The 19,463-nt window shown below is 65.4% G+C and carries 18 protein-coding genes; 5 read left to right on the top strand and 13 right to left on the bottom strand.

Going from position 1 to position 19,463, the window contains the following annotated elements; all coding sequences use genetic code 11:
* Window positions 1-123: 123 nt before the first annotated feature.
* Window positions 124-846 (top strand): PspA/IM30 family protein, encoded by a 723-nt coding sequence (locus tag ACHL_RS10605; RefSeq protein WP_015937294.1) that lies wholly within the window; start codon window positions 124-126, stop codon window positions 844-846.
* 346 nt (window positions 847-1,192) lie between these two features.
* On the opposite strand, the gene ACHL_RS24480 is transcribed toward ACHL_RS10605, so the two are convergent.
* The 12 genes from ACHL_RS24480 to ACHL_RS10545 form a co-directional block, all read right to left on the bottom strand.
* Window positions 1,193-1,363 (bottom strand): hypothetical protein, encoded by a 171-nt coding sequence (locus ACHL_RS24480; RefSeq protein ID WP_015937292.1) that lies wholly within the window; start codon window positions 1,361-1,363, stop codon window positions 1,193-1,195.
* The gene (locus tag ACHL_RS10595; protein WP_244266459.1) at window positions 1,360-1,851 is read right to left on the bottom strand and encodes a hypothetical protein; all 492 of its coding nucleotides are present in this window, start codon (window positions 1,849-1,851) and stop codon (window positions 1,360-1,362) included. Before ACHL_RS10595 ends, ACHL_RS24480 begins: the two co-directional genes overlap by 4 nt.
* Window positions 1,852-2,201: 350 nt before the next feature.
* Complete coding sequence (locus tag ACHL_RS10590) at window positions 2,202-2,966, bottom strand: SCO1664 family protein (protein WP_015937290.1); 765 nt, start codon at window positions 2,964-2,966, stop codon at window positions 2,202-2,204.
* Window positions 2,966-3,517 carry a DUF3090 domain-containing protein gene (locus ACHL_RS10585; RefSeq protein WP_015937289.1) on the bottom strand — a complete coding sequence of 184 codons (552 nt, stop codon included), beginning with the start codon at window positions 3,515-3,517 and terminating at the stop codon, window positions 2,966-2,968. Before ACHL_RS10585 ends, ACHL_RS10590 begins: the two co-directional genes overlap by 1 nt.
* A gap of 23 nt (window positions 3,518-3,540) precedes the next feature.
* Window positions 3,541-4,233 (bottom strand): histidine phosphatase family protein, encoded by a 693-nt coding sequence (locus ACHL_RS10580; RefSeq protein WP_015937288.1) that lies wholly within the window; start codon window positions 4,231-4,233, stop codon window positions 3,541-3,543.
* Window positions 4,234-4,280: 47 nt separating this feature from the next.
* The gene (locus ACHL_RS10575) at window positions 4,281-5,987 is read right to left on the bottom strand and encodes a peptidoglycan D,D-transpeptidase FtsI family protein (RefSeq protein WP_015937287.1); all 1,707 of its coding nucleotides are present in this window, start codon (window positions 5,985-5,987) and stop codon (window positions 4,281-4,283) included.
* Window positions 5,988-6,148: 161 nt separating this feature from the next.
* Window positions 6,149-7,180, bottom strand: coding sequence for an NADPH:quinone reductase (locus ACHL_RS10570; protein ID WP_015937286.1), 1,032 nt, complete (start codon window positions 7,178-7,180; stop codon window positions 6,149-6,151).
* Between the two features lie 80 nt (window positions 7,181-7,260).
* Window positions 7,261-8,448 carry a hypothetical protein gene (locus ACHL_RS10565; RefSeq protein ID WP_015937285.1) on the bottom strand — a complete coding sequence of 396 codons (1,188 nt, stop codon included), beginning with the start codon at window positions 8,446-8,448 and terminating at the stop codon, window positions 7,261-7,263.
* Window positions 8,442-9,731 (bottom strand): glucarate dehydratase family protein, encoded by a 1,290-nt coding sequence (locus ACHL_RS10560; RefSeq protein WP_015937284.1) that lies wholly within the window; start codon window positions 9,729-9,731, stop codon window positions 8,442-8,444. Before ACHL_RS10560 ends, ACHL_RS10565 begins: the two co-directional genes overlap by 7 nt.
* Before the next feature lie 35 nt (window positions 9,732-9,766).
* Window positions 9,767-10,678: a carbohydrate ABC transporter permease gene (locus ACHL_RS10555; RefSeq protein ID WP_015937283.1), complete on the bottom strand. Its 912-nt coding sequence runs from the start codon at window positions 10,676-10,678 to the stop codon at window positions 9,767-9,769.
* The gene (locus ACHL_RS10550; RefSeq protein WP_015937282.1) at window positions 10,675-11,625 is read right to left on the bottom strand and encodes a carbohydrate ABC transporter permease; all 951 of its coding nucleotides are present in this window, start codon (window positions 11,623-11,625) and stop codon (window positions 10,675-10,677) included. The genes ACHL_RS10555 and ACHL_RS10550 overlap by 4 nt, the downstream gene beginning before the upstream one ends.
* The gene (locus tag ACHL_RS10545) at window positions 11,622-12,947 is read right to left on the bottom strand and encodes an ABC transporter substrate-binding protein (protein WP_015937281.1); all 1,326 of its coding nucleotides are present in this window, start codon (window positions 12,945-12,947) and stop codon (window positions 11,622-11,624) included. Before ACHL_RS10545 ends, ACHL_RS10550 begins: the two co-directional genes overlap by 4 nt.
* A gap of 100 nt (window positions 12,948-13,047) precedes the next feature.
* On the opposite strand from ACHL_RS10545, the gene ACHL_RS10540 reads away from it, so the two are divergent.
* The 3 genes from ACHL_RS10540 (at window position 13,048) to ACHL_RS10530 (ending at window position 16,418) form a co-directional block, all read left to right on the top strand.
* A complete protein-coding gene (locus tag ACHL_RS10540; RefSeq protein WP_015937280.1) occupies window positions 13,048-13,881 on the top strand; it encodes an NAD-dependent epimerase/dehydratase family protein in 834 nt (277 codons plus the stop codon).
* Window positions 13,882-13,921: 40 nt separating this feature from the next.
* Entirely contained in the window at window positions 13,922-14,734 is an 813-nt protein-coding gene (locus ACHL_RS10535) for an IclR family transcriptional regulator (RefSeq protein ID WP_015937279.1), read from the top strand.
* A gap of 133 nt (window positions 14,735-14,867) precedes the next feature.
* Window positions 14,868-16,418 carry a flotillin family protein gene (locus tag ACHL_RS10530; RefSeq protein ID WP_015937278.1) on the top strand — a complete coding sequence of 517 codons (1,551 nt, stop codon included), beginning with the start codon at window positions 14,868-14,870 and terminating at the stop codon, window positions 16,416-16,418.
* A 75-nt stretch (window positions 16,419-16,493) separates the two neighbouring features.
* On the opposite strand, the gene ACHL_RS10525 is transcribed toward ACHL_RS10530, so the two are convergent.
* The gene (locus ACHL_RS10525) at window positions 16,494-17,549 is read right to left on the bottom strand and encodes a zinc-dependent alcohol dehydrogenase family protein (protein WP_015937277.1); all 1,056 of its coding nucleotides are present in this window, start codon (window positions 17,547-17,549) and stop codon (window positions 16,494-16,496) included.
* Window positions 17,550-17,930: 381 nt separating this feature from the next.
* Here ACHL_RS10525 and ACHL_RS10520 point away from each other — a divergent pair, with 381 nt between their 5' ends.
* Complete coding sequence (locus tag ACHL_RS10520; protein ID WP_043793964.1) at window positions 17,931-19,373, top strand: DUF5129 domain-containing protein; 1,443 nt, start codon at window positions 17,931-17,933, stop codon at window positions 19,371-19,373.
* Window positions 19,374-19,463 lie beyond the last annotated feature (90 nt).

The raw sequence follows: 19,463 nt of genomic DNA, 5'->3' as shown, positions 1-19,463 counted from the left end.
GCACTACTTGAACATCGCGGATGGTGAGACCTGCCTCCATCCGTCCCTGGCTGTGGAAGGTATTGGCCGCGGCGGTCCGCGGACACGTAGGATGCGAATGCCGTCCCCGATAGAAAGACCCTCGTGAAGCAGAGTATTTTCGCCCGCGTTGCCCAGCTCGCCAAGGCCAACCTGAACGCCGTCCTGGACTCCGCGGAGGACCCGCAGAAGATGCTGGACCAGATGGTCCGGGACTACTCGAACAACATCCGTGAAGCCGAGGCCGCCATCGCGCAGACCATCGGTAACCTCCGGATGGCCGAAGACGACCACAAACGGGCGATCGACGATGCCCACTCATGGGGCAACAAGGCAATCGCTGCCTCCCGCAAGGCTGACGAATTCCGGGCCGCGGGCAACAGCGACGCGGACAAGTTCGACGCCCTCGCCCGGCTCGCTCTTCAGCGGCAGATGACTGCCGAGACCACCGCCAAGGCCCAGACGCCGGGCCTGGCGGCTCAAAACGAGGTGGTCGACAAGCTCAAGAGCGGCCTGGACCAGATGCGCGGCAAGCTCGGCGAGCTGACCGCCAAGCGAAACGAGCTGGTCAACCGTGCCCGGGTCGCCGCCACCCAGTCCCAAGTCAATGACGCCCTCAAGGCCCTGGACACCGGAGACCCGGCGTCGGCCATTGGCCGGTACGAGGAGAACATCCGCCGCCAGGAAGCCACCGTCCGCGGCCAGCAGGAACTCGCTGCCTCTTCCCTGGACGCCCAGTTCGACTCCCTTGAAGACCTCGGCGAGCAGACAGAAGTGGAAGCCCGCCTCGCCGCGCTCAAGTCCATGGACCGGAAAGCCCTCGATTAAAAGAGGAAACACCTGCTTGTTGAATGTTTGCAAGGATTGATGGCCAGAGGTGCGGTCGGCTACCGATCCTGTATGCGGCGGCTGGCCCGACGCTGCAGGACGATGCGTGCGATCCGGTACAGGAAGTACAGAATCATCAGTGCAGAGGCGGCGCCTACAATTGCTGCCGCTGGCTGGCCAATGACTGGACCGCTTTCGCAGAAGCTTTCCCCGAAGCCGGGAATGTAATCGACGCAGCGCCCGACTTCCATTAGCGACCACGGGAGGACAAAGAGGGTAACCACGACTATGCCAACAACCCATGCCCAGACTTCCGTCCGGGGCCACGAGGGCGCTTTTCGACGGTTCATTGCCTGTCGTTTGGGGCCAGCATGTTGTCATCCGTTTTCGCCGCGGTATGCCGCTCTTCGGCCTGGAGGATGCCGTCCCGTACGGCGGCGCGGATGACGCCGTAGAGGACGTAGAAGAAGATGGCTGCGGAGACCGCGAGCAGGATCGGGTTATCGAGCGGATTCATTGCTGCTGGTCCTCCTCGGGCCAGTACGGCTGAACGTGCGCGGAGGCGTCCCGGAGGTGCCCGCCGTCGAGGGTGATGGACGTCTCGGGCATACCCATGTCGGTCCACTGGGTGACCAGTCGCAGGTCCCCGGCCGGCGGCATCGGCCACAGCCAGAGCGTTCCGCTGGAGGACATCTCGTCGTCCCCACCGTTACCGCCCTGTCCCTGAAAGAGGATTACCGGCGGGTCCGGATTAGGTGCGTTCGGCGCTGGATGAGGCCTGTTGAGCATGGCCCCGGACGAAGCTTTGGATCCGTCGGCAAGCTGGACCCCGCAGAGCAGTGCCGCCAGGGGCTGACGGGGCCTGGCCCATCTGGCGTGCGGCTGGGAGAAGAACGATGCGTTCAGTTCGTCCCACTGCTCGTCGCTCTCGTTCCGCCGACGCAACTTCCACGACAGATCGAAGAGGCAGCCGGTGGAGTACACCTTGACTGACTCGACCGCCATAATAAAGGTCGGGGACCGGTGCAGGAACCGGCCAAGGTGGACCACAGCGGGCAGCTCATATCGTGGGGCGCCAGCCCATTCGGGTGGAACGTAGCGGACGGTGCGGCCACGGCGGGGCGGCTCTGGTACAGGCAAATCCTGGAAGAAGGTCACGGTTTGTTCCTTTGGTTTCGCTGGCTGTGACCGACCAGCGGAGGCGGCGTACCGCCGTGGATCCCCCAATCCGTCCTAACCCACCCAGTCTAGCCACGCGTTCGCCAGTGGCCAGGGAGAACTACCCATGGTCCTTTGCTGACCTCAAAAAGATCTGTTGGAAGCAACAGCACCAGCCAGCGACGAGGTGCCGCGTACTAGAACAGTGGCCAGGGGACCGCAGGCATGCCGCCCCTCGGAGCCGGAAACCGGCCCGCGGAACGCAACCGGGTACAGCGCATGGCAAGGGACGCGATCTCATCGTCCCCGAGCAGGTCCGCGAGGTCCCGGCCCAGTTCACCGTCCAGGCCCTCGCTGACCAGATCAATGCCCTGCAGCTCCTCGCTGCTCAGGTCATCGCCCAGCCAGCCCCACAGAACCGTGCGCAACTTGTGCTCTGTGTGGAAGGTCAGCCCGTGGTCCACGCCGTGCCGGTGCCCGCCGGCCATGGCGAGGATGTGGCCGCCCTTGCGGTCGGCATTGTTCACCACGACGTCGAACACGGCCATGCGCCTCAGCGCCACAGAGTCCTCGTGGAGGAGGGCGACTGTCCGCCCGGTCTCATCCTCGCCTTCGAGGACGTGGCGCCAACCGGTCTCGGGCGCGTCCTCCGGAGAGAAGATGTCCACCGCCTTCTGGTCGGGGTCCGGCTCCTGCCACAGCTGCACCATCCCCTCACCCAGCGGACCGTCCCGCAGCCAGGTACGTGGCACGATGTTCCAGCCGAGCGCCTCGGAGACCAGGTAGGCGGCGACCTCCCGGTGGGCCAGGAAACCGTCGGGAAAATCCCACAGCGGCTTCTCCCCGGTTATCGGCTTGTAGACAACAGTCGTGTCGCCGATGCTCCCCACAAAGGTGGCATTCGACGCCGTCGTGATTCTCCCGGTGAGGGTCAGTGCGCCGGCGGACAGGTCGGCGGGCATCAGGCCTCGGGCAGGGTGCAGACGTGCCCTTCGGGGTCCACGGGGTAGCCGCAGAGCGGGCAGGCGGGACGCCCGGCGCCCACGATCTCACGCGTGCGCTTGGCGAATGCCCGCGCGGTGCCCACCGGCATCCGTACCAGCAGCATCTCGGGGACTTCGGCGTCGTCCACATCCGGTATTTCGCCGGCATCAGCGTCGATCTCGATGATGGGGTAGGCCTCAATGACGATCTGCGCGGTTGCCGGATCCCAGCCCAGGCTCATGGCACCCGTCCGGAACTGCTCCTCAACCGTCTCGAGCTGGTCATTGTCAACCAGTTCGACGGGTGTGCCCGCGGGAACGCTGAACGGATTCCCCTCGATGGTGCCGAGCTGATCGAGGATGTCGTCGATCTTTTCCGCCAGCTCGGCTGACTGCTGCTTCTCCAGCGCGATACTGACTATCTGCTTACCCGTGCGGACCTGCAGATAGAACGTGCGTGCCCCCGGAACGCCGATGGTGCCGATGACGACCCGGTCAGGCCAGGCAAATTCGTGAACAAGTGTGGGCATATCAGTATTTTAGGCACACCGGCCTACGTGGCGGCCTGTCCCGCGCCGCCGCCAACCGGCGCATCCCCGGAACTAATGCCGTGGGCGAGCCACGCAAGATCCCCGGCGTCTGTGTTGGTGGCGTACACGCTTGGCCGGGCCGGACCGTAATGCACTATTGAGATGGAGGCCGGACCCACGTTGATGCGCTGGAAGAGGTCCAGATGCATCCCGAGCGCGTCGGCCAGGATTGATTTGATGACGTCACCATGGCTCACTGCCACCCACACAGCACCGGGGCCGTGGCCGGCTTCGAAGGCCGCGTCATGGCGCCGGATTGCTGCCACTGACCGCGCCTGCATCCCGGCCATTGATTCACCGCCCGGGAAGACTACGGTGGACGGTTGAGACTGCACCGCACCCCACAGGTCCTCGGTGGCGAGGTCGCTGAGCTTGCGGCCCTGCCACTGCCCGTAATCACATTCCGTGAGGTCGGCTTCGACCGGCGCTGCAGGATTTCCTGCCTGCCGGTCAATAATGAACCGGGCGGTTTCGCGGCAGCGTTCGAGGGGACTGGAGACCACGCCCGCCAGGGGCAGCACGGCAAGGCGGTCTCCGGCGGAAGCCGCCTGCTCAAGTCCGGTCTGGTCCAGGCCCACGCCGGCAGCCCGCCCAGCCAGGATCCCGGACGCATTGGCGGTGGTGCGGCCGTGCCGCACGAGGATTACAGTTGCCATCCACCCAGCCTAACCAGACTGGCACGTCCGGTCCGGCGGCCTGTGCCTCAGAACTTCTGCGGCAGGCTGACGGACGGCGTCCTGGACGGCGCGACGTCGAATTTGCTGAGGACCCTGGTCATGATGTTGTTGAAGACCGGCGCGGTGGAAATACCGTAAATGTTCCCGGCCGGCCGCTGGACGTTGACCATGACGACGTACTGGGGGTCATCCATCGGTGCCATGCCCACGAACGAAGCGGTATAGCCGTCCAGGCCCTTGCCCGAATCGGAAACGGCTTCAGCAGTGCCGGTCTTGCCGCCCACCCGGTACCCGGGGACCTTGATGTCCTTGGCGCCGCCAGCGGTGACGACGCTCTCGAGGATGTCCCGTGTCTGCTGCGCCGTCGCTTCGCTGACCGCCCTGCTGCCGGGCTCCGTTTCCACCGGGTGTTCGGTGCCGTCCGGGTCGAGGTAGGACTCGATCAGCCGCGGCTTGAGCAGGACGCCGTCGTTGGCGAGGGCCTGGAACGCCATGGTGGTCTGCAGGGGAGTCTGCGATACGCCCTGGCCGAAGAGGACGGCGAATTCCTGGCGGCCGTCCCACTGGTCGGGTTTTGCCAGGAGCCCGGCCGATTCGCCCGGCAGGGGAATTCCGGTGCTGGAACCGACGCCGAACTTTCGAAGGTAGCCATAACGCTGTTCCCGGCTCAGGTCCTGGCCGACCATGACGGTGCCCGTGTTCATGGAGGAACCGATGACGCCCGCGAAGGTCCGCTGCTCGGTGCCGTGCTCGAAAGAGTCCTTGAAGAACTGCCCGTTCACCGTGTACCCGGACGGAATGACTAGGCGGGAGCCGGGGCTGACGAGCCCTTCCTCGATGGCGGCCGCTGCGGTGATGGCCTTTTCCGTTGACCCCGGCTCAATGGCCGCCTGCACGGACCGTGCTCCGCGGTCCTCCGGTGCGGTGGCTCCGGGGTTGTTGGGGTCTACGGAATTTGTTTCGGCCATGGCCCGGATCTTTCCGGTTTTTGCTTCGACGACGATCAGGTTCGCCCAGTCGGCACTGAGCTTTCCGGCCTGGGCTTCGAGTGCTTCCTGCGCCGCGTACTGGAGATCGGTGTCGATGGTGAGCTTGACCGACTGGCCGTTGGTAGCCGGCACCACCTCCAAGGGAGCGGTGGGGATGATGATGCCGTCGGCGCCGGTCTGGTAGGTCCGTTCCCCGTCCCGGCCCGTCAGCTGTTCGTCCAAGGTCAGTTCGAGGCCGGCGGCTCCGCCCTGGTCATTGGTGAATCCAACGATGCTGCCGGCCACCGCCCCTTGTGGGTACGCGCGCTTTTTGACCGGCCTCGACTCCACTCCCGGAACGCCCAGGTCCACCACTGCGCGTTCGACGCCGGGGTCCACGGCTTTGGCCAGATAGGTGAACAGGGCATCGCCGGTCATGAGCTCACGGACTTCGGGCTCAGGCATCTGCAGGAGGTCGGCGAGTTGCTGGAGACCCTGGTCTCGGGTGACCGTCCGGACGGTGCCGGAATCGTCTACCTGGCGGAAAGTTTCCGTTGTGGTGTTGACCTTCGGTGTGCCCACGATGTCGTAGCGGACGGTGCTCTGGGCCAGGACGGTGCCGTTCATGTCCAGGATGGCGCCACGCTCGGAGGCGAGCGCGGATACCTGGGTACGACGGTCTGCGGCCTTGGACGCATAGCTCTCGGGATCGAATCCCTGGACCACGAACACCCGGCCGGCAACCACCAGGAGCAGCGCCACCATGAAGCAGAATCCCAGCCGGACGCGGGCGGTGGATCGCGGGCTGGACACGTCATGGATTCGCACCCGTCCACGTTAGCCGCGGCCCCCACACGGAGGTGCCCGCAGGCCCGGCGTGGCCGTGAATGTGAGATTTGGCACGCCGGGCCTATGCGGAACCGTTCCTAGGTGAGCGGGGCGACGTCGATGAGCACCTTTCCGATGGTCCCCTGTTCGACGGCGTCGTGCGCCGATGCGGTTTCCGCAAGCGGGAAACGGGTCAGCGGCAGCCCGTGCTCCTCACCGACGCGAAGCGCGCCTGCCGCGAGGGCCTCGGACACCGACTCCACCGCGTGCTGCTTCTGTCCATCGGTGACGGTGTAGGTCAGGATGAACTGGTATCGGATGTTCTTGCCCATGCTTTCCCGGACGGGCACGGTCACCGATTCCCCGGGGTTCGCCGCGTAGATGGCGATGGTTCCGCCGGGTTTGAGGATCTCGACGTCGGACTCGAGGTTGGCGGGGGCGTTGACGTCCACGATGGTGTCCACGCCCTCCGGGACTGCGGCGTTTACAGCGGCTACGACGTCTTCGGTGCGGTAGTTGAGCACACGGTGCGCCCCTGCGAGGCGGGCGAGGCCGTCTTTCCGGTCGTCGCTGACGGTGGTGATGACAGTGGCTCCGGCCCAGCGGGCCAGCTGGATGGCGGCGTGGCTTACGGCTCCTGCACCGCCGGTGACGAGGACGGTCTGCCCGGTCAACGATCCGGGGGAGAGACGGTCGGGCCCATGTTCACTGGAGGTCAGGGCCCTGTGTGCCGTCAGGGCCGGGATGCCCAACGAGGCGCCGGTGTCAAAGGATTCATCATCGGGGAGGGCAACCACCTTGACCGATGGAACAACGGCATACTCTTGGGCCGTACCTTCGTCGCTGCCCCAGGCCACGTCCCAGAGCCAGACACGGTCGCCGGCGCTGAAGCCCGTCACCCCGGGACCGACGGCGTCGACAATGCCCGCGCCGTCCTGGTTGGGAACCTTTGGCGTCTTCAGCTTCGTGCTGCCCTGCCCACTGCCGGCGCGGGACTTCCAGTCCGTGGGATTCACTCCGGAAACGGCGAGCCGGACGCGGACCTCGCCGGGACCCGGGTCCCTCGTTGCCCGATCCTGCAGTTGCAGCACCGACGACGCACCGGTCTCTTCGTACACGATCGCTTTCACTTGTTCTCCCATGCTTCGACGCAAACTGGCCCTGCCATACGGCACCAACCTACCGAACGTCAGGGTGCCGCAATGGTCCGTCACGGGCGGAGCCTGGCGACCGCTTCGCCGATGGCGCCAAGCCGGCGGGTCGAGGCCAGCCCCAGGTGGTAGACGTGGAGTTCGTCGGCTCCCGCCTCCGCAAGGGCTCGCCACTCCGAAGCCAGCCCGCCGCCGTCGTACGTCTTGGGCGGTAAAGCCAGGACATAGGCGCCCGTGCGCACGCCTGCGCCCGCCATGGATCCCAGCCATTCGGAGGCCTGTGCGGCTTCGCCCCAGCAGGGCACGACGGCGGTGACGTCACCGGCCGCCGGCCAGCGCCGGCTCCGGCGCAGCACCTCCGCCGGCACAAAGGGGCCCGTGGCCCAGGGGTCGGGCGTGGCATGGATGGACAGGCGGAGGCTCATGCCGCTGGACTCCACTGCACTAAGGCATGTGTCCAGCAGGGTTGCAGCGGCGTCCCACCGGACCTGCAGCAGCGGCAAGAATTCGACCGCTTCGCGGGCCCCGGCCGGTGTCATGTCCGGATCGTCGGCGGCAAGGACCAGCTCCTGCACACGGGAGCGGAACCCGGCCACGTCCAGGCCACGCGACGTACAGGTTTCGGTGCAGGCATCGCAAAAGCAGAGGGACAGCAGCGCCTGCACCCAGGGCGAGTACTCGGCACCTTCGGTCTTTTCATGCCGGTTCTGATGGCCGAATCCCAAGGCGCCCACAGCCTCCAGGACGAGTCCGTCAGGCTTTCCTTCCACCAGGATCTGTTCCACCAGTGACGCGGCATATCTGCGAACCGGTGGCTGGGACGGACACAACGCGTACGTGTACACGTCGCCGAAGGCATTCCGCACGCAGAGCCCGGGGTTCCGGCTGCCGGCGGCACTCGAATGGGTCAGGACGGTCCATGCATCCACGGGCAGGCCGGCGTTCCGCAGGACCTCGGCCGCGGTCGCGAAGGAGTTTTCACTCCCCGTCCAGCCCGCTGCACTGCCCGGGACGAGCGCGTCGTCCCGAAAGGCCGCGCCCGCAGGAAGGTAGAGGGCTGCGGAACGGGCGTCCACCACCCTGCGGGCAGGGTGCCGCGGCGTCCCCGCGCGTACCGAATGGTAGGCGGCGGCGAGCGCCACCCGGTCGACGCCCGTATTTTTGACCCAACCGGCCGCATGCGGGTCGCCCAGGACGTCCCAGGGATAGAGGTAGCCCGTGACGTGTGGACTTCCGGCGGCTACCACCGGGGCAGGTCCGCCGTGTATTCGGGGACGAACCGTTGCATGTACCCGGTGTCGTCCCTCGCCGTCATGCGGGCATCCAGATACTGCCGGTGCAGTTCGGCGAGCTTTTCCCGGTCCAGTTCAATGCCAAGTCCGGTGCCGGTGGGGACGCGGACGCTGCCGTCCACGAAGCGCAACGTGCCTGGCTTGACCACGTCGTTGTGCCCGTTCCACGGGTAGTGGGTGTCGCAGGCGTAGGTGAGGGCGGGGGTGGCGGCGGCGACGTGGACCATCGCGGCGAGGCTGATGCCCAGGTGGGAGTTGGAATGCATGGACAGTCCCAGGCCAAAGGTTTCGCAGATGGCGCCCAGTTCCCTGGTATGGCGGAGGCCGCCCCAGTAGTGGTGGTCACCGAGAATGACTTGGACGGAGCCAAGTTCCACACCGCGCCGGATATGTTCGAAGGCCACCACGCACATGTTGGTGGCCAGTGGCATGGCTGCCGTGGCAGCTACCTCGCCCATCCCTTCAAGGCCGGGAGTGGGATCCTCCAGGTACTCGAGCAGGCCTTCCGTTTCGCGGGCAACCCATCGGGATGTCTCCACTGTCCACGCGGTGTTCGGATCGAGCCGCAGCGGCATCCCGGGAAACGCGTCCCGCAGCGCCTGGATCGCTTCGATTTCCTGCGCGGGTGGGAAGACGCCGCCTTTGAGCTTGATGGATTTGAAACCGTACTCGGAAATCATCTTCTGCGCCTGCCGGACGATGCCTGCCGGATCCAGGGCTTCGCCCCAGTCATCGGTGATGGCGGGCTTGCCGTCCAGCGCGGGGTGTTCTGCCCATTTGTAGAAGAGGTAGGCGCTGAAGGGGACCTCGTCGCGGACCGTGCCGCCGAGCAGTTCACTGACGGTCCGGCCTGTGGCGTGCCCCTGGATGTCCAGTGCGGCCACCTCGAAGGCGGAGAACACCGCGGCGCGTTCAAATGCGCCGAGCCCCGGGTCCAGGGCCTGGTTGATGAGTTGTTCCATCCGCGACGTTTCAAAGATGCTGACACCCTTGATGGCGTTGGCCCCCGCCGCCAGGTTCTTGAGGCGGGTGCTGCCTCCCGAGCATTCGCCCAGGCCGAGGAGGCCGTTGGCGGTCCGCACTTCGATGACCACCCGGTGGACCAGGGGTTCGTGGACGCCCACAGCGTTCAGCAGCGGCGGATCGGAGAAGGCGATGGGGGTAATGGTGATGTCTGTGATTGCGAGGTCTGTAGCCGTGGGCGTCGAAGGTGCCGGAACGGTGGTGCTGGCGGTCATTGAGCTTCTTTCGTATGTGGGAGGCGGTACAGGCCCTAGCCCTTGGTGGCGCCTGAGGTGATGCCGCGGATCATGGAACGTTGCAGGAAGAGGTAGACCAGGAGGCTGGGGACCATGGCCATCAGCGCGCCGGCGAGCAGGACGCCCGGGCCTACGGTGGTGTCATTGCGGAGTACCGCGAGCGCCACGGTCAGGGTGTAGTCGCTGGGATCGTTGGCGGCGATCAGGGGGAGGAGGTATTGGTCCCACACCATCATGAAGCCGAAGATTCCGATCACGCCCAGGGCAGGTTTGCACAGCGGCAGGATGATGGCGAACAGCATCCTGAATTCTCCGACGCCGTCCAGGCGTGCAGCTTCTTCGATCTCGGCCGGGATGTCCTTCATGAACTCGCTCATGATGAAGATGGAGAATCCCCAGATTCCGACGGGGAGGATGACCGCCAGCACCGTGCCGCGCAGGCTGATTCCGAGGAGCGGGAGATCACCCAGCACCAGCGAAAGCGGGATGCCGATGATTTCTTCCGGGAGCATCATCGTCAGGAGGACAAGGAGCAGTACCAGTGCCTGCCCCCGGAACTTCTTCCGGCTGAGGCTGTAGGCCGCGAACACCGAGACCGTCATTTGCAGGAGGAGCCCGCCTCCTGCCACCACCAGGGAATTGAGCAGGTAGCCCCACAGGCCCTGTTGCCGGGCGGCCTCGAAGTTCTGAAGTGTGAACGTCTTGGGCAGCAGGGAAATGTCCGTGGGGCTGGAGTTGCGGTCGAAGGCGCCCGAGATGATGGCCACGAAGGGCAGCGCGAAGATGCAGAACACCAGGGCGCAAAGGAGTATCCGGAGGGCCATGTTTGGCCCGAACCGGGGCGACCAGCCCAGTGCGGTATCGAACCGGGCGCCGGCGGACGGCTTTGGGGTGCGTTGTGTGGTTCGCACAGCAGTCTGGCTCATCGTGCTGCCTTCCTCTTGGCCAGGAGTTGGGTGCCCACGGTCAGCAGCAGGGTGACCACCAGCAGAAGCACCGCGGCGGCGGAAGCCACACCGATGTCGTTGCGCTGGAAACCGAGGGAGTACATGCGTGTCATCCAGACTTCCGTTGAGCCTGCGGGTCCGCCGCCGGTCAGGACATAGACCTCGGTAAAGCTGCGGAGGCTGCGGATGGCTGCGAGGGTCAGGACGATGACCAGCGATGGGCGAAGCGCCGGGAGGGTGATGTACCTCAGCCGCTGCCAGATGGTGGCGCCGTCCACTCCGGCTGACTCATAGAGTGAGCGGTCGACGCCCGTGAGGCCGGCGAGGATGATCACCATGTTGTAGGGCGCACCGGACCAGATACCCACGACGGCGATGGACCAGAGCGCAGTGTCCGTTCCGTTGAGGAACTGGAGGGGTCCGAGTCCCAGCCAGCCCAGGATGCTGTTCAGCGGACCGTCGGCGGTGGGGAAATAGAGGATGCGCCAGATTTCGCCGACCACCGCCAGTGCCGTCACCACCGGAAGGAAAATGGTGGTGCGCAGGATCCACAGGGAGCGGGCCTGGCCCTCCAGGAGCAAAGCCAGCAGAAAGCCCACCACCAGTGCGCCCAGGGTCTGGGTGAGGCCGAGGACCACAGTGTGTCCCAGTGCTTCCATGAACCGGGCATCGGTCAGCACGGCCAGGTAGTTGTCGAATCCTACGAACACGTCGCCCAGGAACGGCTGGACCTTGAAGAAGCTCAGCCTGATTCCCTCTGCCATGGGGATGAACTTGAAGTACAGCCCGAGCACGGCGGCCGGCACCAGGAAGAGCCAGATGGCCAGCGCCTGTTTACCGTTCCGGCGCGCCTTTCTTTGCGGAGCCGGGCCGTTACGCCGGGCCGGTGCCGGAAGGCCCGCCGGCCTTGTAGGTGTGGTGGTCATGACTTGGCGTTCTGGCTTTCGAGCTCGTTGTCGATGGCCGCGTCAAGATCCTTGAGTCCGGACGCAATGTTGTCCGCTCCGCAGTCTGAGACGATCTTGTTCAGGGCTTCGGCGGCAGCCTGTTTGATGGGCACGAAGTTGATGGCGGAGGGGAATGCCTTGGAGGAATTCTTGAGGGCGTCTTGGACAACGGCCCAACGCGGATCGTTGTAGACGGCGGCGGCGTCGACACCGGAGTTCACCGGGACCCGGACCACCGGCTGCTTGCCGGCTGTCATGCCTGCCTTCTGGCCGTCGGCAGATACCAGGAAGTCGATGACCTTTTTGGTCTGGTCCGGTTTGCCGTTGCTGGCCGTGACGTAGATGTTTTCACCTTCCGCGAGGACGGTGTTGTCTTCGGTGCCCTTGGGGCTTTCGATGACTTCGTAGGCGTCTTTCCCAAGCGCGGTGTCGAACGAGGAGAAGTTGTAGGGGCCGGTGAGGATGATCCCGGTCTTGCCTGTCTGGAAGAAGGGGGAGGCGACGCTGGTGGCCGCGGTCAGTGCGCCTGGCTGGGTGTTTCCGGGGGTGCAGAACTGCTGCTTGATCCAGGTGACGCCGTCCTTCGCCGAAGATGCGGAAGCGGAGAACTTTCCGCTGCCCTCGTCCTTGAGGTAGGAGCCGCCGTCCTGCCACAGGTAGGAAGAGGCCCACCAGCCGAGGTAGCCGCGTTCGGTGGAGCCGGGAACGGTCATGCCGTAGGTGTCGGCTTGGCCGTTGCCATCCGGATCCTGGGTGGCGAAGGCAGTGGCGAGCTTCGCGAGTTCCTCCTGTGTGGTGGGGATGGGCAGGCCGAGTTTCTCGCGCCAGTCCTTGCGGATCATGGTCACCATGGTCTGGCGGGAGAACGGCACCCCGTAGGTGGCGCCGTCCAGGCCTGTGGTTTCGTTCCACAGGGAGTCGGCGATGGCGTCGTTGCCGGTCACCGAAGATTTGTCGATCTTCTGGAGGTAGCCCTGCGAGGTGTAGTTGCCCAAAGCCGCGGAGTCGTTGATGACAATGTCCGGCAACTTCTTCGAGGCGGCCCTGGTCTGCAGCTGCTGGTCAAGGTCGGGGACGCCCTGGAAGTTGACCTGCACGCCGGTCTTGTCCGTGAACTCCTTGAACATCGCCGCGTAGGTGGTGGCGGCGTCGGTCCCGGCACGTGCCCAGACTTCAATGGGCTGCCCGTCGTCCTTTGCCGCCGGCGTTGCGCTGCCACTGGCGCATCCCGTCAGTAGCGCTGCGGACGCCACCGTCAGGGCCACGGCAGTGCGGGAGCGCGTCATCAATTTCGAATCCACTCTGATTCTCCTTTTTACATATATGAATGCCTGTTACTATGTGAAACGTACTTCACGAGAGTATGATCAGGATCACAGGCTGTCAACAACTGGAGGAATCTTGTCCGTAGAATCCACGGGCGCCCACATCGCCATTACCGGAGGCGCCGGAATGATGGCCACGCTGCTGCGGCCTTACCTTGCGGAAGCCGGCTACGCCGTCCGGCTCCTGGACCTGGCACAAGCTCCCCGGCTGCTGGAGAACGAGTCGATGCACGTCGGCTCGGTGACGGACCCCGCATTCATGAACGCCGCACTGGAGGGAGTCGCCGCCGTGGTGCACCTGGGCGGACTTCACCGTGAAAAGACCTGGGAGGAGATCGTGCTGACGAACATCACCGGCACCCAGGTGACCCTCGAAGCGGCACGGCGCAACGGCGTCGAACGCGTCCTCCTTGCGAGCTCCACGCACGCCGTCGGGTTCCACCCGACGGCCGCCGCCGCACGGGACGCGGTGCTTAGCCCGCGTCCGGACACCTACTACGGCGTCAGCAAAGCGGCGATGGAGGCGCTGGGGAGCCTTTACGCCGACAAGTTCGGCATGAAAGTGGTCAGCGCACGGATTGGTACGGGCGGTGAACGGCCGGGCAACCTGCGGTCGCTGGGCTCGTGGCTGTCCCCTGCGGATTCGTTCCGCCTGGTGCAGGCCACCCTCAGTGACAGGGGTGCTCCGGGCCATCACGTGGTCTGGGCGGTGTCGGCGAATACTCGCGGATGGGCCAACCTGGAAGCGGGCCGCGCCATAGGATTCGAGCCGCAGGACGATGCCGAAGTGTTCGCTGCCGGTATCGACACCGCCACGGAGGACGGTTTCGCCGCGCTGCTTGGGGGAGCATGGGCCGGCAGCGGCCATAAGGTAGGGATGGACAACTACCCGGCCCTGGCAGCCAAATGAGGTTCACCAGGCCCGGATCGCGGCGGAAGGGGGAGCGCTGATGGCGTCGCTCGATATACAGGACGGTGCGCGGGCGGAGACTTCCGGCGGCGACGTGAAACTGGTCAAGTCGGCTGAGCGGACCATAGCGATCCTCGAACTCGTGGCGGCCGCGCCACAGCCGCTGACCACGGCGGAGATCTTCAAGCTGACCGGGTACCCCCGCTCCAGCCTGCACTGGCTGCTGCTGACGCTGCTTGAACTGAACTGGATCGAGCAGACCCCGGAAGGCGCCTACCGGATCGGTACGCACGCGCTCCTCTGCGGTACGGCCTACCTTGACCGGGATCCCGTCATGGAGCACGTCTCCGGCATCCTCGAAAAAGTGCGCAATGCAACCAGCTTCACCACCCACTATGCCCGGCTGGACCGCTCCGACGTCATCTACTTGGCGACGCGCCAGGCGGTAGACCGCCGCAGGCTCTCATCGCGCGTTGGCCGCAAGCTGCCCGCGCAGGTGACGGCGCTGGGCAAGGCAATCCTCTCCGAGTACACCGACGATGAGGTGCGGCAGCGGCTTGGACCGGGCCCCTACGCCCAGTTGACGCCCAAGACAGTAACCGGCTTCGACGCCCTGCAAACCGAACTGGCCGAATTCCGGAAGACGGGGCACGCGGTGGAATGGGAGCAGAATACCGTGGGGCTCTGCTGCGTCAGCGTCGTGGTCCCGTACCGCATTCCGGGAACGGACGCCATGAGCTGTTCGATTCCGGTCGAACTGGCCACTGATGACGTCCTCGCTGAGACCGTGGCCACGCTCCAGTCTGCGGCCGCTGAACTGGCACGTACCCTGCGTGCCGCCGGCATCCGCTAGTCTGCCCGCCGTCGTACGTCCTGGCAGTCCCTCAGCGACAACCCGAGACCTGCCGCCGCACGGGCAGGATTCCCGTCGCACGCTTTGGCACGTAAAGTGACTGGAGAAATTCAACATGTGAATAAGGGGAGACATGATTATTGGGGGAACCATGGTGATCGTCCTGATCGCCGCAGCTGCAGTGGTGGTGCTGCTCATCGCCGGATTCATTTTCTATACCAAGAGCATCCGGTTCGCCAAGCCCAACGAGGCGATGCTGATTACCGGCAAGAGCGATCCGAACACAACGAACGAAACTTCCGATGACCAGTCGCGGGTCATCATCAACAACAGGGCATTCGTCAATCCCATCACCGAGCGCGTCAGCCACATCTCGCTGTCCTCGCGCCAGGTTGAGGTGACCATCGAGGCCATTTCGAACAACGGCATCCAGCTCAAGCTGACTGGTGTTGCCCAGGTCAAGGTCGGGGGCGACAAGGTTTCGGTCCGCAAGGCCGCCCAGCGGTTCCTGGACCAGCAGGACGCCATTGACCACTACACGCAGGAAACCCTGTCTGGCTCCCTGCGCTCGATCGTCGGCACGCTGAGCGTTGATGCGATCATCAAGGACCGCGCGCAGTTCGCGGCCTCCGTCAAGGAGGAGGCCGAACACTCCATGACCAACCAGGGCCTGGTGATCGACACCTTCCAGATCAAGTCCGTGGACGATACCGGCGGCTACCTGAAGAACCTGGGGCGTCCCGAAGCTGCGCTGGTGGCCCGGAACGCGAGCATCGCCGAGGCCAATTCGCAGCGCGAGGCCGCGGAGGCGAAAGCCCTTGCGGACCAGAAGACGGCTGAGGCGGAGCAGAAGCTGGCGCTCCGCCGCGCCGAACTCAAGCAGGAAACCGATGCCCGCCAGGCTGAGGCCGATGCTGCCGGGCCGCTGGCCCAGGCTGACCAGCAGGAAGCGATCATCCTGAAGAACCAGCAGGTGGTGGCACGCCAGGCGGAACTCCGTGAAAAGGAACTCGACATCGAGGTCCGCAAGCCCGCCGATGCCGCCAAGTACAAGGTGGAAACGGAAGCTGCAGCGGATGTGTCCCGCCGTACCCGGATCTCCGAAGCAACCAAGGTGGAGGCAGCCGCCGAACTGGAAACCAGGAAACTGCGGGCTGCCGGCAACGAGGTGGAAGCCCAGGCGCTGGCTGCCGCCAACACGGCCAAGGGAAACGCGGAAACGGAGATCAACAAGATCCGCGGCCTGGCCGAGGCGGAAGTCACCAAGTCGCAGGGTATTGCCGAAGCGGATGTCATCGGACTGCGGGGCAAGGCCGAAGCGGAAGCCATCGAAGCCCAGGCCAAGGCGTACAGCGAGTTCAACGAGGCAGCCATCCTGAACAAGCTGCTGGAAGTCCTGCCGTCCATCGCGAAGGAAATCGCGGCCCCGATGGGTGCCATCAGCAACATGACGGTCATCTCGAACGACGGCGCCGGACAGGTGAGCAGGAACGTCTCCTCGGGCGTGCACGAAACAGCCCAGCTCCTCAAGGACACCACCGGCTTTGACGTCATCCAGATGCTGAAGGGCTTCGGCCAGACGTCGGCAACGCCAACAGCCGGCACGTCCGCGACGTCCGTTGGTTCAGCAGGCAACGGCAAGTCGCCGGAGCAGGCCACACCGCAGGGCCCCGGGCAGGACTAGTCACCGCCATCCCTCAAACGCCGCGGACCGTACCCACGGTCCGCGGCGTTTCCTGTGTTCAGCTCCGGGCGGGGTTCACCGGGCAATGACCACCTTCAGGGCTCCGGTCTCGGCCGCCCGGCTGAACGTGTCGTACGCGTCCATGAACTGGTCGAACCCGAAGTGGTGGGTGGCGAACTTCTCCGCCGGCAGCTTCTTCTGGGCCACCAGGCGCAGGAGCATGGGGGTGGTGTTGGCGTTGACGAGGCCCATGCTGACATTGATGTTCTGGATCCACAGCCGTTCCAGGTGCAGCTCCACCGGCTTGCCGTGCACGCCCACGTTGGCCACGTTGCCGCCCGGGCGGACAATCTCGGTGCACATGTCGAAAGTCGCTGGAATGCCCACGGCCTCAATGGCCACGTCCACGCCCAGCCCGTCCGTGTGCGAGAGCACCTGGCTCTTCCAGTCGGCGTCTGAGGACACCACCACGTGTGTGGCGCCGAAGCTGCGGGACTGCTCCAGCCGGTTCCGGTCCAGGTCCACCGCGATGATGCCCGCGGCGCCATAGAGCCCGGCCGTGGCAATTGCCGCCAAACCCACCGGCCCTGCCCCCACCACAGCCACAGTGTCGCCGGGCTTCACCCGGCCGTACTGGACGCCGATTTCGAAGCCCGTGGGAAAAATGTCCGAGAGCATGACGGCCTGCTCGTCGCTGACTCCGGCCGGCAAGAGGTGCAGCGAATTCTCCGCATACGGCACCCGGACGTACTCCGCCTGCGTCCCGTCAATCAGGTGGCCGAAGATCCAGCCGATCCCCGGGGCGCCCTCGTCACCGAGGCAATGCGAGTACAGGCCGGCCCTGCAGTTGGCGCAGTGGCCGCAGGACTTAATACAGGAGATGATTACCCGGTCCCCGGGCTTGAGGCTGCTAACGGATGAGCCCACCTCGGTGATGGTGCCGGCGCCCTCGTGCCCAAGGATCCGGCCCTCCTGCACGGCAGGCACGTCCCCTTTGAGGATATGCAGGTCCGTCCCGCAGATGGTGGTGGTGTCCACCCTGACGATCGCGTCGCCGGGGTTCCGGATGGCAGGGTCCGGCACATCCGTCCAGGACTTCTTACCGGGGCCGCCATAAACAAGCGCTTTCATCTCTGGTCCTTGCTGTTGGGGGGTGCGTCACCGAATCGCGCGCTGGTGGGCCGATGCGCGGACCGCCTGCGACGCGCACGTCCTTGACTGCGGGAAAGGACGCGTCCGGGGCCTTAAGCATGGAAGACCGGCCCTTCCGCGCAAAGGGTCTTAGGACCCGGGCATCCGCTCCATATCCAGGCCACGTGACGCTGCAGGACCAAGGACCCTGGAAGCGCCGGACGGAACCGGGTGACGCTTGAACCTGGCCCCCGGAGGTTCTCTTCCCGCTGGCCAGGAGTGTTGCCCGCTGATACGAATGGACCAGGACAATTTCGATGGGGGACACGGATGCCGCTGACAATAGAAGACACTTCCCGGCGTCGGGAAGCCGTGCCAAGGATGGCAGGCCTGCTGCTGTTCCTGGCCGCGTTGATGCTGGGCAACGCAGCCCCTGCGCTCGCGGTTCCGCCGTCATCCGTGGTGGTTGAGGACACCGCCGGAGTGCTTGACCGGAACACCCTGGTCCCGGCTGTTGAAGCGATGGACTTCCACGAGCCCACCACCGTAGCGGTCTACACCTACAACGGGCGGGCCGAAGACAACCTCAATGAGGAAGTGCTCCGGTTCGCCCGCACCGAGCATCCTGACTGGATCAGCGCAGACGGGCAGAAGTGGGCGGACGGGCTGTTCATCTTTGCGCTGGACCCCGTGGGCCGCCACGTGGGGACGTACATGGGTGAAGACCGCAAGGTGTCGCTTGAGCAGCGCGGCGACATCCAGGACGCCACGAAGGAACTGTTCCGGGACGCCCAGTGGACCGACGGCACCATCGCCGGGGTCCGGCGTGCCGCGCAGCTGATCAACCAGCCGTGGTACCAGTCGGCTGCCTTCCTGGTCACAGCCTGGGTCAGCGGCGGGATCGCCGCCCTGGGCGCCGGCGCCTGGCTGATTGTCCGGACCGTGACCAGGTCCGCCAGCCGCAAGGAAATTGAGCGCGGGGACCGGAGCTACGCCAGCGTCAGTATGGATCTGGACGTCACGGAGCTCAACGCACGGACCATCCCGGAATCCTCACGCTACGGCAGCCAGGTCCTGGAAAAGCACCGCACGTTCCTGAACCGGTACACCGCCGCCACTGACCTTTCCAACAAGGTCCATGCGCTCAGCCAGCGCTCGCTGGGCCGCCGCGGGAACCTCAAAATCACCCGCGAGTACGCCGATGCCGCCACCGAGCTCGATGCCCTCGATGACGTTATCGCGGACACGAACGCCTTCCTCAACCGGGCCGCCACCTGGCCCGCCGCCTGGGACCGGCAGCTTGCGCCCTTACGCAGCGACCTGTCCGGGCTGGAACAGCTGCTGACCAAGCACCACGGCCAGGGCGACTCCGCCACCGCCGCTGCACTGCGGTCCTTCCGGGACCACAGCCTGCGGGACATCGAGGGGTGGACGGCGGAACTGGCCGAGGAACGGATCACCCCCGAAACGGCGCTGGACCGCCTCAATGAGGCACGCAGCAGGCTGGCCGGGCTTTTGGAGAACCATGCCTCAACGGTCATAGCCGGCTTTGCGAAAAACGAACGCGAAGCGAAACTCATGCGCCAGCAAATGGAGACAGCCCAGGACGGACTGGGGCGCAGCCAGCGCCGGACCTATGAGCCCAGCATCCTCGGAACCGTCTACCCGTCCTACCACTTCTTCAACGTCGCGGCCTTCAGCTCGGGGCTCAGCACAGGCCTCAACAGTGTCAGCTCGGCGCGGGGCGGCGGCGGAAGCACCACCACCGGTTACGGAAGCAGCGGTGGCAGCTTCTCGGGCTCCGGAAGTTCTTCCAGCTTCTGATGCCTGGCAGGCCCAGCCCGGCAGGCCCCGCCAGGGGAGCGGCGAGCCGCACGCGATCTGGCGCGGCCCACCGCAGGGCGATTTGTTGAC

Source organism: Pseudarthrobacter chlorophenolicus A6 (genome assembly GCF_000022025.1).
Taxonomy (GTDB): domain Bacteria; phylum Actinomycetota; class Actinomycetes; order Actinomycetales; family Micrococcaceae; genus Arthrobacter; species Arthrobacter chlorophenolicus.
This window is presented reverse-complemented; position numbering and strand designations above follow the sequence as displayed.

Coding starts and splice junctions, on each gene's coding strand:
- ACHL_RS24480 (WP_015937292.1), bottom strand. CDS start 1,363: ATGAATCCGCTCGATAACCCGATCCTGCTCGCGGTCTCCGCAGCCATC.
- ACHL_RS10595 (WP_244266459.1), bottom strand. CDS start 1,851: ATGGCGGTCGAGTCAGTCAAGGTGTACTCCACCGGCTGCCTCTTCGAT.
- ACHL_RS10590 (WP_015937290.1), bottom strand. CDS start 2,966: ATGCCCGCCGACCTGTCCGCCGGCGCACTGACCCTCACCGGGAGAATC.
- ACHL_RS10585 (WP_015937289.1), bottom strand. CDS start 3,517: ATGCCCACACTTGTTCACGAATTTGCCTGGCCTGACCGGGTCGTCATC.
- ACHL_RS10580 (WP_015937288.1), bottom strand. CDS start 4,233: ATGGCAACTGTAATCCTCGTGCGGCACGGCCGCACCACCGCCAATGCG.
- ACHL_RS10575 (WP_015937287.1), bottom strand. CDS start 5,987: ATGGTGGCGCTGCTCCTGGTGGTTGCCGGCCGGGTGTTCGTGGTCCAG.
- ACHL_RS10560 (WP_015937284.1), bottom strand. CDS start 9,731: ATGACCGCCAGCACCACCGTTCCGGCACCTTCGACGCCCACGGCTACA.
- ACHL_RS10555 (WP_015937283.1), bottom strand. CDS start 10,678: ATGAGCCAGACTGCTGTGCGAACCACACAACGCACCCCAAAGCCGTCC.
- ACHL_RS10550 (WP_015937282.1), bottom strand. CDS start 11,625: ATGACCACCACACCTACAAGGCCGGCGGGCCTTCCGGCACCGGCCCGG.
- ACHL_RS10535 (WP_015937279.1), top strand. CDS start 13,922: ATGGCGTCGCTCGATATACAGGACGGTGCGCGGGCGGAGACTTCCGGC.
- ACHL_RS10530 (WP_015937278.1), top strand. CDS start 14,868: ATGATTATTGGGGGAACCATGGTGATCGTCCTGATCGCCGCAGCTGCA.
- ACHL_RS10525 (WP_015937277.1), bottom strand. CDS start 17,549: ATGAAAGCGCTTGTTTATGGCGGCCCCGGTAAGAAGTCCTGGACGGAT.
- ACHL_RS10520 (WP_043793964.1), top strand. CDS start 17,931: ATGGCAGGCCTGCTGCTGTTCCTGGCCGCGTTGATGCTGGGCAACGCA.